A 14,789-nucleotide genomic window follows, 5' to 3' on the forward strand; every position below is an offset into this window, starting at 1 on the left:
TTGGAAGCCATCACAGAATGCAAGAAGTGGCGAATACAGGCGACTTTGCAACGTCTGCTTTCTGCGCATTGTTGTCATTCGGGCATCGCGCAGCATCGGTCAGAGTGGGCTCTCTCCTGCCGTTCTCTGCATATTGAAGTAAGGTCCGGTTCGGCCGCGTCCTGTTACCCCCGTCAAGTGAAGGCGCTACTTTCAGCCCGTTTGGCTTTCATTTTCTCCATCGCCATATCTTTCGCTGACCGACTTTTCCGCTTTGCGACCGTGCGCTGCGCATCAAATGCCGCCTGAAGTTCCTGGTCTTTTTCAGAAACCTCTCTGTCCGGGGCAGGGGCCGGTTTCGCATCAGCCACTGCCTTTGCCGTGTCCCTGGCTTGCTCTACAGCCAGATCGAGGTGTGTGCCTTTGATCTTCGGACTTTCGCCACCCAAGAACTGCATGAAATACGGATCTTCGAAGTATCGGATCTTGTTTGCAATCACCGGCATCTTGCCTTCGCGGATCAGCACAACCTCGTTTTCCGGCAGACGACCAACGTGCTCTGGCCGGAGCAGCCGAATGCCTTCTTCACGCTCTGATATGCTGCCCATTTCCATCTTGCCGAGTGCTCGAGACTTCGACTTGCTTATGACCGTTTTGTCCCCGATGGACCTGGACACATGTTCGCGTACTTCGGAATCCTCTGAGGCGGCAAACATCTGGGTTCCAGCGTTTGCCAGCATCGCCCGCACACCCTCGTGCCCATAAATGTCCTGTAGGCGCGACAGTGTTTGCGAAATCACCACGAGCCTGCCCCCGAACGATCGCATGGTGTCATAGGCTTCAACAACGCGCTCAAGATGGCCGAGGCGTTGGAACTCATCGAGCAGCATCAAAACCTTGAACGGCTCATCTTCGCCCGGCTCAACAGTTTCGATGGTGTTCACCAGATCGAGGAAGAACAGGCGAATGAGCGTCCGGAACTCTTTGACCTTTTTCCCTGGCACGGAAAAGTAGATCGAGCTGGGGCGCCGACGCAGATCTTCAAAGTTGATGTCATTGCCCTGCGTGGCTCTTGCTACCGACGGGTTGCGCCAGAGCTGCAGGCCGGAGTTCAACATAACCGAAATCGTTGACCGCAGGATTTTGGATTCTTCGGCTGCAAGATTCAGAAACTCATCTGCAGCTCGCGCATATCCAACTTCTTCAGCCATTTTCTCATAGTCCTTTTGCTTGGTCGTTTTGACCAGGCGCAGGACTTCGGAAATGTATGGCCGCTTTCTTTTGATCGCCAGCATCGCCATTGCGCAGAACATGCCTTCAACACCACCCATAAAGCCCTGCGCGGACGAGCTGGGCGTGTCGAACATCTGAGTTGCAACCTGAATCACTTCTTCCCATCGCCGGTCCAGATTGTCGGCACGTGCTGCGCGGCGCAGAGGGTTGTAGCTGTGGCTTTTGTCGGGGTTCTCGGGGTCGAACATAAAAACCTCATCGCCCATTGCTGCCCGACGCGCGCCGGTTGTCTGGAAAATCTCGCCCTTGATGTCCAGGACGACGCAAGACCCATTGAAACGCAGGACATTCGGGATCACAAAGCCGCTGGTTTTGCCCGAACCAGACGGGGCAATGAACATCGCGTGCGGCTTTTGGACACCGGGGCCGGGCTTATAGTAGATCGCGTTTTTGTCCTTTGGCTCACCAAATTTGGCAAACACGATTTCACTATCCAATTTGTCTTTGAGCTTCAGAACCGACGCATAGCCTTCCTGGACGAGCTGAGGGGCCTTTGCAAAGGTCGCATCACCGTATTTCGTTGAGGGACCACGCAGCGCAGCCGCCACAAATGCAAAGGTCAAAACACCCACTGCGACCACCGCCACCAGACCCATGATCTGCTGCGTCTCTGCAGGCTGTGCCATGAACTTCTCTGGGATCGCCCAGATGTCCAGCCCGCGAAAGCCTCTGGTGTTGATGTATTCGAGAGCCAGCCCGACCACCAACACCGCGCAAGCCGAGGTAGCGATAAAGCCCATAGTACCGGCTATCGCGACCTTCTTGCCTTTGGGTAGATCCTGAAACTCAGCCATCGGTCAGCTCGCGTTTGAAGAAGCACACGATGCCAAACTCGGCAGGTACGACGCCGACCATTTCCCAACCGTCTTGCCCGAGCTTCGCAAACTTCTCGCCTGCATTTTCCTCTACCCGCATCAAGACATTACGATACTCAAATTTTTTCATTCTATTTCTCCTTCAGATAAGTTGATCAGCGGTCATCAGGGGTGGGAAGATCACTCCGTTGACCTTCCGTTCGTCACCGATTTTCTTCATGTGAACGATCATGTGAATGGTGGCCCGGATGTCATCGACCACTTCTGACTTTTGAACGGTCGGAGATCCGCGACGCACCATCTTGCTCATACGTCCAATGGCATCTACTGGTGAGTTGGCGTGCATGGTACAAACAGAACCATCGTGGCCGGTGTTCACCAGTTCCAGGAACATATTTGCGTCGTCGCCCCGAATTTCACCGCAGACGAGGCGGTCAGGCCGTAACCTCAGCGCCGATTCCAGCAGCTTTGTTGGTGATCGAGGGCCATCTTCTTCGGAACGGTCAGCAAGTAGATCGACAGAATTGGGTTGCTCGATGTCCAGCTCGGCCACTTCTTCAATCGTCACGATCCGTTCGCCAGGATCGACGCGCTTCAGCATTGCATTGAGAACAGTGGTTTTGCCAGACGAGGTGCCCCCGGCAATGATCACGTTCCATTTGCTTAGCATCGCAAGGTCGGCCAGCTCGTCAAAGTTCATTGTTCCGGCAGCGAGAGCAGCCCGAGCCTTTTCAAGCGCGCTGTGATCATTGTTTTCTGCCAACGCCGCCTCTTTGCTGGCGAAGCTGAACGCGCCCAGATCGACGGTTTTCACGCGGAGCAGGCGGATCGCCACGGACCCCACGCCGGTTGTTGCTGGCGGAATCACAACCTGCACCCGCGCTTTACCCTGCTGTGTCGGCACGTTGGCCGTCGCAATCGGCTTCTTTTCTCCGAATGTCACATCGCTGAATCCGGCCACGCAGCGCCCGATGTTTTCCACATCATCTCTGTTCAGAGTAATGTCTGTCCTGGTCATGTGTGTTGTGCCCATTTCTTCGACCCAGACCGATCCGTCAGGATTCACAGAAATTTCGCTCAGGCTTTCATCGTGCAACAGATGCTCGATCTTGCCTGTATAGTATTCCAGAAGGCTATTGCCGTTCCGCCCGCTCATGTTCTTGTCCTTGGTAGAGCACTTTTTTGAACACTGGAGGTTGCCTTCGCTGCATCTCGGCTTTGCCTCGAACACGAAGGCATCCACATAAGATTCATTGCTTCCAAAAAGTGCTGAATTTGCTTCAAAAAAGGCCGCTACCGCACTCGATCATGCTGGCAGCGGCCGGAAAGACTGCTGAGGCGGTCGGCTCATTGGCTCGCGCTCAGAAGCTATCGAACACAACGTCGCGCTGCAGGATGGCGTTGATGCGACTGCCCTGATCGACAAAGACTGTCGGAGTAATGCGCAGGTATTCATCAAGCGCCGCTGCCGTAGCGTTCTGCAGGTTAGACCCCACTTGCGTTGCCAGATCAGTGCGAACCGAGTTGTTGCTATCGTTGTCAGAGACCAGTGCCACCGGCGCAATGCCGATGATGGACAACAGCGCTGCAGTTCCGAACCGTTTCCCAAAGTGTGTGTTCACCCTGCCGGTCGCACCAGTCCGGCCTTGACCGTCCGTACCAGCCGATCCGACCTGAGTTGACAGGCCGTCAGGCGTGATGACACGGCTCCAAACGATCATGATGCGCGTTTGCGCCAATGTCGTGTCCGCTCGATACTCGCCAAAGAGCTTCGATCCGCGCGGCAGAAGCAAACGCGTGCCGTCCATCGAGTAGACGCCACGTGTAATCGTCGCCACGACACTGCCGGGCAACTCCGAGCTGACCGCGCCACCGAACACAGCCGACAAAACCGTGCCTTGCGTCAGGGTGCGCGACGGATCGTCAATGATCGAGGCCCCGACGATGGGGGGATATTCTTCGACCAGATTGTTTTGCCATGTCGTGTTTTGGTTTTCCTGATAGCCGCGTTGATCTTCAGGCAGGCGGGTGTCGTCTGGCTGGACTTGAACCGGCTGCGGCGCTGCAGGGAAGGGTTGGAAAATGACCGGCTGCGATCCACCATTGATCGGCTGGTAGTTTTGACCGGGTGCGTCCTGTGCCATCGCGCTTGAGGCCAACGTGACCAGGGCGAGGGTGAGTGCTGTTCTGTTCATCGTCAGCTCCATCAGTTTCTGCCGTATGGGTTTTCATCGAACACAATGCCGTCCGACTGGTTCTGCCGCTGGCGCATCTTCTTCAGTTCTTCGAGTCTGCGCCGCTCGTCATCGGTCAGACCTTGCGCCTGAAGGTGGCTTACGCTGGCAAGTGCCCGGGCCTCCGCATCTGCGATGGCCTGGGCAAGTTCCGTCTGGAACTTCTTCTCTCGCTCATCATATCTGACCTGAAGGCGTTCATTGGTCAGGTTCAGCGTTGCGATTTCACCGTCTTTTTCGGACAGCGAAACTTTGGCGTCCGTCAGCTCGTCTTGCAGATCGGAAATCCGACCGTTCTGTTGCTCGATAGTTTTCAAGGCTTGTTTCAGCCCTTCGGACTCGACCCGCACAGACGCTGTCGCCGGTGTCGCGACAGCAATTGTCTCTGGCAGAGCTTGGGGTTTCGGTTCATCGACCTCTGGCCCACGTGCCGTCAAAAGCCCGTATCGCTCACCACCACTCTGTTGCAGAGCGTCGACACGAACTCCGGCGCGAGAGGTCTTGCTGTCTTCGCCCAACACAAACAGCGCGAAGCCCACGAATACTGTTCCGGCGACAGTAACCGTAATGAGCTTCTTGGGCTCAAACCTCTTCCTTACTCGTTGAGGCGGTTGCTCCGCTGCAATCCGCGCCGCAATTGTCTGCTCGCGGTTCATTATTTGCTGCCCCCCGGTTTAACTGTCTGTGAAGTGACGGGCCGACCGCTCACGCTTGCCTGCTGAAACGCGTCGCCATCGTTTCGAACACAGATCGAAGTGTCCTCGATGCGCAGTGTCCAAAGATCGGAAAGACCCTGCACCTGGATAATGCCGCGCTCTTTGACTGTGGTGTTCACCATCAGCTCGCGGCCATCAGGCAGGACACGGAAGATCCCCGGCAACTCTGCATCCTGCGGGATCTGCAAATAGGTGTGAACGCCATCATCCCACACGGCGGTGGGCGCGAAGTCAGCTTTGCCCGAGCGCGAGTAGTTTTGGTTCACAAACCGGCCTGTCGGTTTCGGTTCACTCCGAGCAACTGTGCCACGGCGCTTTGTAGTCCCGCCGCTGTTGTTTTTGTTATAGAACGTGACCCGAAACGGTACTCGTTTACGTTCGGCGGCACTCTCGGCCGGAACCAGATAGAAGTTGTATGTCCCGCGATTGGTCAGAACGGTCAGGTTTGAATCCGAGTTCAGGATTTCCGGTTTGAACGCAATAACGCGACCTTCCTGCAGGCGAGTGATCTGAAAACTCTCGGTGTCGCCCGCACCAATGCTGCGGACGGTTTCGCCCTGCGGAAAGTGAACATAGGTAATCAGGCGTTCACCTACAGGGATGCGGTACACTTGGTTCTCGACGTAATGGAAATGCGTGATGCGGTGATCCGCATTCTTTCCGTCTGGCGTCGGTGTGATTTCAGCGAGCAGTGGCGTAGAGAATGCCAGAACTGCTGCGGCGGTGGTCGCGAGTGTTTTTGACGTACGCAGCATCAGATGTTTCCCATGGCGTCTACGCGGTAGTTGGTGACGACGAAGCCGAAAGGATTTTCCAGAAGCTCATCCATCGACGTCACGATTTTTTCCTCAAACCCGTAGGTCACTGTGACCACGTAGCGGGCTGAGGCCGTTTCTTGGTTTGGCACGATCAGGGACTTGCGGATCTCGACCTGCACCGTCTCATCGTTGACCGGCGAGACGCCCAGAATTTCCGTCTGCACCTTTGTCTTGGGCGTATAGATTTCATCCGGATGGCTGTCGTTCGACCCATCCCACAGTTCGCGGTAAGACGTTTCGGCCAGCTCATTAGAACGACGCAGTACCGATTTCAGGCGCTCGTTGTTGTCCTGGACATCATAGGTTTCCCGGTCGCGCACATAATTTGCGACTTCACGGAAGGCCATCGCTTCAGATGGTTCCAGTTCTTCGACCTTTTCAGTCAGCAGCACCGGCAGCTTTGTGTCCGGATCAATGGAGAATGGCACCGCCCGGATTTCCTTCAAGGGAAGGAGCATCGCCCAGCCAATAATAGAGGCCACGCCCATTGCCATACCGACCATGCCGAATACTTGCCATTTGAAGGCATCGCGGCGTGCGCCCAGAAAGAGTTCTTTTTCGTGATCTGTCACGTGTGACATTTGCTCTGTACCTCGATTTATGAAGATTTATTGGCGCGAGCTTGTCGAATGCTCTGCCGGTAACGGTCAGCGGCGTAGCTCTGACGAGCTGCCCCATCCTGATTGCGGGCTCTGTGCGCTATGTCCCGACGCGCTTGCATTGCGCGAGACGCGCTGTCACGAACGCCAGTCCCGTCACGAGCTGCGGAAGCCATAGCGGCGGCAGTTTTCCCACCGGCAACAGCACCGCGCGCGCCATCGCTGGCAGTGCCCAATGCACTTCTTGCGGCTGCTACCGCGCCGGTTGCCACGGCAAGACCGGAGGATGCCGAAACTATCGCGCCAGACATGCCGCCAGCCAGTGACGGGATTTGCGTGAGCATGACGATAGCCACGATGCAGATTGCTAGAAAACGCCCGCTCGCTTCCATGTCATTAACATCAGACAAGGAACCAAGCTCCGAAGCGAAAAGCGCCTGAATAAGAGAAACGATGCCTGTCAGAACGACGATGACCATGATCAGGCCAACGGTCGTTTTCGCCCAGGCTGCGAAGATATTGGCTGTTGCCGAGCTGAGTAGCGTTGCGATGAAAACTGGCGCTAGACCCAGCAACACCGCCAGACCGCCTTTTGCGATGAGTGCCATGCCAGTGCCAAAGGCAACGATGACGGCCCCAACAACCCAGAGAATAGCCCCGGTGATGCTCAAGCCCCAAGTCGCGTTTTCAATGGCCTGCTGGCCCATCAAGAAACACTGAAGCGCAATCTCATCCAACGCTTGCCATACATTAGTGGTTCCAGTGAGTGCCCCGGCAATACTGTCCGGCAAGGTTTGGACGCCTTGATAGATTGGTTGGAAAAAGGACCAGCTCGACGCCATTCCGATGATTATCGTCGCCCGAATGATCCAGCCTACATAACCACCAAACCCAATTTCTCTGATCTGAAGTACGCCGTTGATCAGCATCGCTACAAAGATCAGCGCAGCAATAGCCCAGAGGGCGGATGCGAGATCCGCCGCAAGGCTGGTGTATGCTTGCTGAGAAAAGTTGCTGATTGCTGATTCAATCGAGCTGACGAAATCCTGAATCACGGCCCACAAGCCTCCTCAATTACAGGGCGCAGCGCTTCCAAGCGTTCTTGCTGCGTTGCTTTGAGCGATTTGAGTTCGCTGGATGGCTTTGACCAGAAATCGCCCTGGTCAGCGCCCACCAACTCGATTGCAGCTTCGCGGCTGAGGTTGCCGAGCGGGCATTCAGTGCTGAAAGCTTCATCGGATTTGCGCAGTCGGCATTGCTCAATGGCAAACTCATGAGCAGCGATCACTTGCTCATTCAGAATGGCATCGGTCCAGTTGCCGACGACATACTGTTGATCCGCGCCCTGACCAGCGTTAGCGAGCTGTTCAACTCCGTATTCCTTCAGGGGTTTTTTGAACGCTCGCACGCCCGAATAACCAAGACAGGTCCGATATTCCCCAAATGTCCAATCAACATTGGGGGGAAACGGCAGTCTGGCCTCAGCACTGGCCGACGACCCTAAAAGCGTCGCCGTCAGTGTGATCAGGGCGAAAGTGGTGCGGCTTTTCATTGGGTTTCTCCTCTTGCGTAATTGCTAAGCGTCTTTAGGTCCGCTGCGTTTGCAGCCAGATCTGTGCCCGACGCCAGAGCATTAGCAGAGGTTGTGCGCAAGATTTCAATTTCAACTTGCAAGAGTTTCAGGAGAACCGCCGTGTTGTAGTCGATGGCGTCCTTCAGATCTTCTTGCTGGCCGATTTCATCGCGCAGCTTTTCGGCATCTTCAGCGAGCTGACCGGCCATGTCATAGCCCTGTTCGCCCAGAGCGGACGCCATCAAGCCAGCGCCACCGCGCTCCGAGATAATGCGCCGGGCTGGCACGTCTGACGTGCTGAACTCTTTGAGGATGCCATTATTCAGACCCAGGCTGATCGATCGGCGCTCCATCGCGAGCCCGGCCACGCCCGGAAGATCACCAATCGTATCTTCGGTCGCGTCCAACGCGTATCCGAGCGTGTCAGCAGCGGTCGCCAGCTTCAAAAAGCTGCGGCTGTTGAACTCGTCCAAATCTGTTAGACCAGAAATGGCCTTGAAGGAGTTCTCCAGCATCGCGCGCTGCTGCTCGAGCTTCTCATATTGTTGTATCAGCTGTTCGTATTGGCGGACCATTTCTGCGACTTCGCGGGCCGAATTGGCGGCGTCCTGTGCAATGGCTGTGGCGTCGACGGTCGGAACACCTTGGGCTGCTGTAACGACGGGCAGGGCGGCCAGAACCGAAACAGCAATGGTTGTCCGCAATTTCTTTGCAATACTCATTAGACAAGCTCCAAGTTTTCAGGGGGGGTCATGCGCTCAAAGTCGCAGGCGCATTTGCTGCGATAGCCCGAATAGGTGCTGGTGCAGGCCGAGACGGCGGCCAGAACTACAAGGGCGATTACAAGGCGAGTTTTCATGTGATTTCCTTCCAGAAGATGGGGTTTTTTCGCCAGTCAGGATCAGGGAACGATTTTCCGTCTGATCCGCTCAGAACACGGAGAAGCGGGCCGAGAGCGCCGACATCGACATCGAGCCAAACACTCTCATCACCTTTCTTCATGAGCATTACGCGGTCGCCAAAATGCGCCCTCAGCGCGCCCAGCTCTGAATCGTTCAAGCCGATTGCCCTGTAATCCGCTTCATTGCCGGATCGAGAGGGGAACAAGAGCTGCGTGCTGGTGTTTTCCAGGATCGACTTACTTGCTGCCGACGACAGGAGGTGATCGGGGATCTGCGTCATCATCATCATCATGACGTTCAGCTTCCGATACGTGGTGTAGGCATTTATGAGGATGCCAGCGCCATAAGGGTTGCCAGCAATTACCCATGCTTCATCAATCACAAAGACAGTGGGTATCTTGGTGGCGCAGCGGCGTTCAATCTGGCGCATGACGTAGCTGATCCATGCCAGCCGCACCAATTCGTCATCCAGAACCTCAGAAATATCGAACACAAGATGACGGTCGCCAGCAGCAAACGGATCTGAGCCACCCTCGCCAAACATCCAGGACAAGCGGCCTTCGCCCGCCCATTCACTTGCACGCTTGTACAGGTTCTTGTCATCGTCAAAGGCTCTGAACCGTTCCACCAGTGAATCGAAGTTCTGAAGCGCAGGCGGCAAAGTGGCATTGGCTTGGCAAGCCCTTGTGATTTCATCCTTCTGATCGGTGGTCAGTGGTTCGTCATAGCTCAATAGGGCAATGACCCAATTGGCGAGCCAGCTTTGCCCAGCCTCATCCGTTTCCGTTTGAAACGGGTTCATGCCAGTGGGTTCGCCCACCCGGACGCGGGTGTACTGCGCACCGAGCGCCCGCATTGGAGCCTCCATTGCCCGGTCTTTGTCAAAAGCGATGATCCGCGCGCCCTGTGCAACCGCCATTGTTGCCAGCAGCATCGCGATCACAGTTTTACCCGAGCCGTTCGGTCCAAGAACGATCGTATGCCCGGAGGGCAGGTTTTCAGGGTCGTTACTGGTCTTGGGAAGGTGCAGCGAAACATCGTAGCTGTCCCCGTGCGTTGTCGGGAACGTCGCCAATGGCCCCGGCCAGGGTAGCTTTTCCGCATCCAACCCTTTGGGGCGCATGTGGAACGCAACCATATCCGCAAAGTTCTGGTCCGTGATCAGTTCTTCACGGGCGCGGAACGCGAAATTGCCGGGGTGCTGCGCGAAGTACACCGACCGCGCCGACATCGCTTCGCGTTTGACCGTGCCGCCCGAAATCTGGATTTCACCGATGATGTGTTTTTCGGCGGTTTTCAGATCTTCCTCGTTCCCAAACACGCAGATCGACAGGTGGTGCTTGCCGAGTGACATGGTGCCGGAGGCAATGCCGTCCGCCAGAATGGACAAGTCCTCTTCAAGCGACTTCGCTTTGTCGCCCGCCGAGCGCATTTGTCCCGACTTGCGGCGTTCCATTTCCTGCGCTTGGGCGCGGCTGATCGGCAGGAAGGATTGCGAAATCACGACATCAACCGGCAGGTCCAGCCCGTCGAAAATGCCGGGGAACGAAACCATCGGGTAATTCTTCAGGGAATACACACGGATGGAGCGTTCCTGATCGTCGCCTGTGACCAGTTTGCCGGTCTTGCCCTGAAACAGCACATCCTCTTGCGGCATGTTGAAGGCGATGGGTTCTGCAATGTTTGTGTGAATGATCGGCTGATACCGACCGTTCAACAGCATTCCATAATAACCGAGCCAATGCCCCTCGCTGAGCTTCAGCCGGCGCACACGGGCCTCGCCCAGCGTGCCCGCCAGTGTTGTGAACACACCGTCGAGCTGTTCCATCATTTCTCGGCGTTCCTCGTCTATCGTTCCAGACGACATGCCGAACATCTGTTTTGCCCGCTCATCCTGCCGCTTTTGGAGAATGGCGCTGATGATGATCTTGCGTTCTTTCAGCTCTGCATCGACGGACGCTGAGCGCATGGCCTGCGCCACTGCACCGGCAAAACCGGTTGGATCTGTGATGACATGACCAGTCTCAGCCGGGACGGTCAGTCGATGGATATAAAAAGCCACCTCATTAGGTGTTGTGCGCAACACACGCTCAAACCGTTCGGCCAGGAACTCGAACTCGTTTTCGTCCAGCGTGTTTGCGTTGACACCGGTGATTTCCGCAGCGGCGATAAGACCACCGTTGCGTGTGGAAATGACCTCATCATCCACGACATAGCCATACGGCAACATCTGAAAGAGGCTCATTTCATCCTTGCGCCAGCTCGGCTCGATCAACGAGCGGGCAAGGGTCCACATGCCTCGGGCAGCAGGCTTAGGCACTATAGTAATCTCCCCCATGATGCTGGCGGTTTTTGGTGCGCGGAGTTTTGGAAAGGGTTACAGACAGGACGCGGAAGAAAGCCGGTTCCCATTCGTAAAAGAGGCGAAGCACGGTGTAGAAAGCAAAACCCGCAATGATTGCTGGCGCTATTCCGAACATGAAGAACGAAAGCATGGTCATCCCGAGGATCACCAGCAGATAGATCACGGGTAGGCCGCCCCATTCTGCGGGACGGCTTAGGCCGCGAAAGACGGTATTTCGGCGCGGCATCGATCAGGCTCCGATGAATGTATCGGCAAGGCCAATGACGGCACCCACAACAATCGCGACCACTGGACCCTTCAGCGAGCCCCAACCGAACACATAGGCAAGACAGCCCCAGATGAAGCCGACAGCGGCAAGGCTGACGCCAACAACCTTGGAGTCGGCCAGCGTTTCGTTGATAAAATCGCCAATGGCATCTTGCAGCCAGCCAGCGGAGGCGGGAGCTGCACTGACGATAATCATTGCCAGCGCGAAGAACGCGGTCTGTTGGATGAAGTGGGTTCTTTTCATGAGGAAGTGCTCACTTTGCTTAGGATGATCCGCACGTAGTTGCGGGTTTCGGTGAAGGGGGGGACGCCGCCGTATTCGACGACGCGGTGAGGCCCGGCGTTGTAGGCGGCAAGCGCCAGCTTCCAGGTTCCGAACTCGCGGTACTGCGCCGCCAAATAGCGGGCACCACCGTCGAGGTTTTCTGCAGGGTTCTTTGGGTTCACGCCCAGGTCTTTCGCCGTTCCGGGCATGAGCTGTGCGAAGCCATAGGCACCCTTGGGCGACAGAGCATCAGCCTGATACCGGCTTTCCTGCCAGACCAGCGCCATGAACAACTCTGCCGGAATGTCATGGCGTTCCGCCGCTGCGTGGATTTCTTTAACGATCCGCTCCTGCGACCAGCCGCCCGAGGATCTGCGAGGCCGCGGTGCCTTGCCCGCAATCTCGATCTTTTTCTGTGGCTTGGCCTTCGGAGCTTCCGGTTTTTCATCGAGAGTGTACTCGCGCATCCGGATTGGACAGACGATGCCATTAACGATTTCTGCCCGCGCACCGTTCAGATACACGCTGCCGTCCGGTTCGTATTCGATGACCTGTGCACTGGCATCCGTTCCCAAAGTCGCCGTCAAGAATGCCAACAACGGCCAAACGGCGTTGATCCGACATCTGTTTTCGGTGAAGCTTTTGATGGAGCTGGTCACTAATTTGTCCTCCAAATTAGGTCAGTAGTTTTTACATAATTACTATTATGGGGTTCGACATCAGGTCATCTGGGCCGTGGGAAAAGGGTGCCGGGACACAACACGGAACCTTCAGAGGCGCCGCAAAAAACCAATGTCTGGTTCGGATCTCTTAGTCGGATGGCCTAGCTGAAACGTTCGGATGTCCCGCTCGCCCAAATCGTCAGACAGCGCTAAGCGGTCGGAGGTGCAGGCACGTTGTCCAGGGTCGCACCCATTGACTCTGGCGCGGTGCTGTCCGATCTAAGATCGGCATCTAGGGTTACTGTTTTTACCATAGTACAGTTCTCTCTTGATGTTTGAGGAATGCCCGGATGGATTTGGGGCGTTTCTTGTCCTGTCGGTTGTTGGCGCAATCGACAGGACCGCTCACTGCTCGGTGGTTTTGTTCCATTTTCTGCAAGTCGTCGCTCAGTCCTTTCGTCTAGCCGCACCAGGACCCGCGTTTGCCGCCCGAATAGGGTCGCGCGAGACCTTCGGATATCAGAGTTTTCCCTATCTCCTGACCACCTGAACGTCCGACCGCGAGGAAACGGTCATGCACGTCCAGGTCTGGTTGGATAACCAATTCTATCTGCCCACTGGTCTGAATGATCTCCGTCAGGCGGTCTTTGGCTTTCAGACCCAAAGCTCTCTCGGCCTCACATTGTGCGCGGAAGGTCTCAGGAGTGTCGAAACCGATGAGGCGGTAGCGGTCATCACCGTGGTCGATGGTGTCACCATCAACGGCAATCACCTCGGATGCGCTCAGGGTTATTGTTTGTTTTGATGGTTCAATCCAGACCGCAACAAAAAACAAAGACGCGAGTGTAGCGCTGAGAAACAAGAGCCGTTTCATGCGCCCTGCCCCAGCATTTTGATGAGCCGGGTTCTCGAACGTGACCGATCAGGTTTTGGATTTCGCGTCCAGGGCCTGAGCTGCTTCGAGACCCTCTGGGGTAATCGACTCGATCGTATAGTCTGATTTGACGCAGAGAATGCGCCCATCACCAAATTCCTGATGATGCTTGAAGAGGCCCGGCCAAAGATCGAACTCTCTGGGCTCAGCGCCCGCTCGAGAGATCTTCGACTTGCACAAGGCCCCGACATAGTTCGGCGAGCTGTAAATGCAGTGGTACTTAGGTCGTCCAAGGGAAGCGAGTCCGATAAATTCGTAGCGGCATGTAAAGGGAACCTGATCCTCTTTCAGGCCCCGGACCATCTCGATGGTTACCACAGTGTATTGTCTCTTGTTGTCCGCCATGACGACCCCCTATGGGCCGTCTTCTACATCCAAAAGTTGTGGACTAAAACACAATCTACGTCAATATAAGAAAACCCGCCAATATACGATATTGGATTGTCAGAAATATATTGGCCGGATATTGCTTAGGCGATTCGCAAGCAGGAGAGACCATCTTGAAACACTCAAAATCCGGAAATCGAACTCGCGCGAAGGCCCTTGCAGTTGCACTCGCTGCACTGCCAGCCACGCAGGCTCGTGCCTATCCAATTGACTGTGCCATATTCCTTTGCCTCGCCGGGGGTTGGCCAAGTTCGGCTGATTGCGTCGCAGCCAAGGCGGAGTTCATTCGGCGCATCACACCCTACCCGGTCGAACCGCCGCTTCAACTCTGGCGCTGTCCGATGAATACGTCACACAGCCCCTCGGACTTGGGTCCTATGGAACGGTTGGAAGCCATCAAGCGCACCAGTGCTAGCCCAGTTCCAGAGCTTCCATCGGATGACACCGCTAAGCCAATACTGGTAGACGCAGCGATCTCGATAGGAAGGATCGATGCACATCACGGCCAATACGGTGACGGTTTCCAAGCCACCCCGATCAGCGTCGATCTTTCTTCTTCCGATTTCGACGTTGTGAGATCCATCAGGGTTTGGGATGTGCGCCACTACAGCTATCGCCGTCGTTCAAGGGAGGGAGATTGCGAGCGTTCGCTTGATCTTGTGGTTGGCACCTACGACGATAATACGAATTTTCGCTGGTCCGAGCGCGCTCCTGCCCCAATCCCTTACTGGCTGCCACTGGGCAATCGCTGTGAACCTCCCAGCTACTTCCGCGGCGTTGGCGTCGAGTGGACCGACACATTCGGGTTCAGCGACTACGAACTCATCCGATATTGAGGTGCTGACCTGCGGTACAACGCGTTGCTCCTGGCTATGCCACCAAAAATCGCCAGCTGCATTTTTAAACCAGGCCGATTGGCCCGGAGGAAAAACTTAATCCCAGAAACAAAAACCCCCGCAAGGCGGGGCCTCAGCGGGGAT

Annotated in this window: 18 protein-coding genes; 1 reads left to right on the forward strand and 17 read right to left on the reverse strand. The window is 55.8% G+C overall.

The features are described from left to right. Positions 1-173: 173 nt before the first annotated feature. From ACR0AC_RS18415 to ACR0AC_RS18495, 17 genes are all read right to left on the reverse strand, one after another. Positions 174-2,066 carry a type IV secretory system conjugative DNA transfer family protein gene (locus ACR0AC_RS18415; RefSeq protein ID WP_170474331.1) on the reverse strand — a complete coding sequence of 631 codons (1,893 nt, stop codon included), beginning with the start codon at positions 2,064-2,066 and terminating at the stop codon, positions 174-176. Next, positions 2,059-2,217, reverse strand: coding sequence for a DUF4177 domain-containing protein (locus ACR0AC_RS18420; RefSeq protein ID WP_152460674.1), 159 nt, complete (start codon positions 2,215-2,217; stop codon positions 2,059-2,061). Before ACR0AC_RS18420 ends, ACR0AC_RS18415 begins: the two co-directional genes overlap by 8 nt. A 12-nt stretch (positions 2,218-2,229) precedes the next feature. Beyond that, complete coding sequence (locus ACR0AC_RS18425; RefSeq protein ID WP_170624899.1) at positions 2,230-3,318, reverse strand: ATPase, T2SS/T4P/T4SS family; 1,089 nt, start codon at positions 3,316-3,318, stop codon at positions 2,230-2,232. 130 nt (positions 3,319-3,448) lie between these two features. After that, positions 3,449-4,282, reverse strand: coding sequence for a TraB/TrbI/VirB10 family type IV secretion system protein (locus ACR0AC_RS18430; protein WP_170575215.1), 834 nt, complete (start codon positions 4,280-4,282; stop codon positions 3,449-3,451). Positions 4,283-4,293: 11 nt separating this feature from the next. Beyond that, a complete protein-coding gene (locus ACR0AC_RS18435; protein ID WP_170602113.1) occupies positions 4,294-4,977 on the reverse strand; it encodes a hypothetical protein in 684 nt (227 codons plus the stop codon). After that, a complete protein-coding gene (locus ACR0AC_RS18440) occupies positions 4,977-5,792 on the reverse strand; it encodes a TrbG/VirB9 family P-type conjugative transfer protein (RefSeq protein ID WP_170474346.1) in 816 nt (271 codons plus the stop codon). The genes ACR0AC_RS18435 and ACR0AC_RS18440 overlap by 1 nt, the downstream gene beginning before the upstream one ends. Beyond that, entirely contained in the window at positions 5,792-6,427 is a 636-nt protein-coding gene (locus ACR0AC_RS18445; protein WP_170474350.1) for a VirB8 family type IV secretion system protein, read from the reverse strand. Before ACR0AC_RS18445 ends, ACR0AC_RS18440 begins: the two co-directional genes overlap by 1 nt. 26 nt (positions 6,428-6,453) lie before the next feature. After that, positions 6,454-7,509: a TrbL/VirB6 family protein gene (locus ACR0AC_RS18450; protein ID WP_170474353.1), complete on the reverse strand. Its 1,056-nt coding sequence runs from the start codon at positions 7,507-7,509 to the stop codon at positions 6,454-6,456. After that, on the reverse strand, positions 7,506-8,006 hold the full coding sequence (locus tag ACR0AC_RS18455) for a hypothetical protein (RefSeq protein ID WP_170474356.1): 501 nt from the start codon (positions 8,004-8,006) through the stop codon (positions 7,506-7,508). Before ACR0AC_RS18455 ends, ACR0AC_RS18450 begins: the two co-directional genes overlap by 4 nt. Continuing rightward, the gene (locus tag ACR0AC_RS18460) at positions 8,003-8,749 is read right to left on the reverse strand and encodes a type IV secretion system protein (protein WP_170474359.1); all 747 of its coding nucleotides are present in this window, start codon (positions 8,747-8,749) and stop codon (positions 8,003-8,005) included. Before ACR0AC_RS18460 ends, ACR0AC_RS18455 begins: the two co-directional genes overlap by 4 nt. Beyond that, positions 8,749-8,886: a hypothetical protein gene (locus ACR0AC_RS18465; RefSeq protein WP_170417970.1), complete on the reverse strand. Its 138-nt coding sequence runs from the start codon at positions 8,884-8,886 to the stop codon at positions 8,749-8,751. Before ACR0AC_RS18465 ends, ACR0AC_RS18460 begins: the two co-directional genes overlap by 1 nt. Further along, a complete protein-coding gene (locus ACR0AC_RS18470) occupies positions 8,883-11,249 on the reverse strand; it encodes a VirB4 family type IV secretion/conjugal transfer ATPase (RefSeq protein ID WP_170474362.1) in 2,367 nt (788 codons plus the stop codon). The genes ACR0AC_RS18465 and ACR0AC_RS18470 overlap by 4 nt, the downstream gene beginning before the upstream one ends. After that, the gene (locus tag ACR0AC_RS18475) at positions 11,242-11,520 is read right to left on the reverse strand and encodes a VirB3 family type IV secretion system protein (protein WP_170474365.1); all 279 of its coding nucleotides are present in this window, start codon (positions 11,518-11,520) and stop codon (positions 11,242-11,244) included. The genes ACR0AC_RS18470 and ACR0AC_RS18475 overlap by 8 nt, the downstream gene beginning before the upstream one ends. A gap of 3 nt (positions 11,521-11,523) precedes the next feature. Further along, positions 11,524-11,805: a hypothetical protein gene (locus tag ACR0AC_RS18480; RefSeq protein WP_170474368.1), complete on the reverse strand. Its 282-nt coding sequence runs from the start codon at positions 11,803-11,805 to the stop codon at positions 11,524-11,526. After that, positions 11,802-12,485, reverse strand: coding sequence for a lytic transglycosylase domain-containing protein (locus ACR0AC_RS18485; RefSeq protein ID WP_367396996.1), 684 nt, complete (start codon positions 12,483-12,485; stop codon positions 11,802-11,804). Before ACR0AC_RS18485 ends, ACR0AC_RS18480 begins: the two co-directional genes overlap by 4 nt. Positions 12,486-12,948: 463 nt before the next feature. Then, positions 12,949-13,362 carry a thermonuclease family protein gene (locus ACR0AC_RS18490; RefSeq protein WP_170602109.1) on the reverse strand — a complete coding sequence of 138 codons (414 nt, stop codon included), beginning with the start codon at positions 13,360-13,362 and terminating at the stop codon, positions 12,949-12,951. A 48-nt stretch (positions 13,363-13,410) separates the two neighbouring features. Beyond that, the gene (locus ACR0AC_RS18495) at positions 13,411-13,767 is read right to left on the reverse strand and encodes a hypothetical protein (RefSeq protein ID WP_142638830.1); all 357 of its coding nucleotides are present in this window, start codon (positions 13,765-13,767) and stop codon (positions 13,411-13,413) included. Between the two features lie 419 nt (positions 13,768-14,186). Here ACR0AC_RS18495 and ACR0AC_RS18500 point away from each other — a divergent pair, with 419 nt between their 5' ends. After that, a complete protein-coding gene (locus tag ACR0AC_RS18500) occupies positions 14,187-14,645 on the forward strand; it encodes a hypothetical protein (protein WP_170624892.1) in 459 nt (152 codons plus the stop codon). The last annotated feature ends 144 nt before the right edge of the window (positions 14,646-14,789 follow it).

Source organism: Ruegeria sp. H7, from assembly GCF_056532945.1.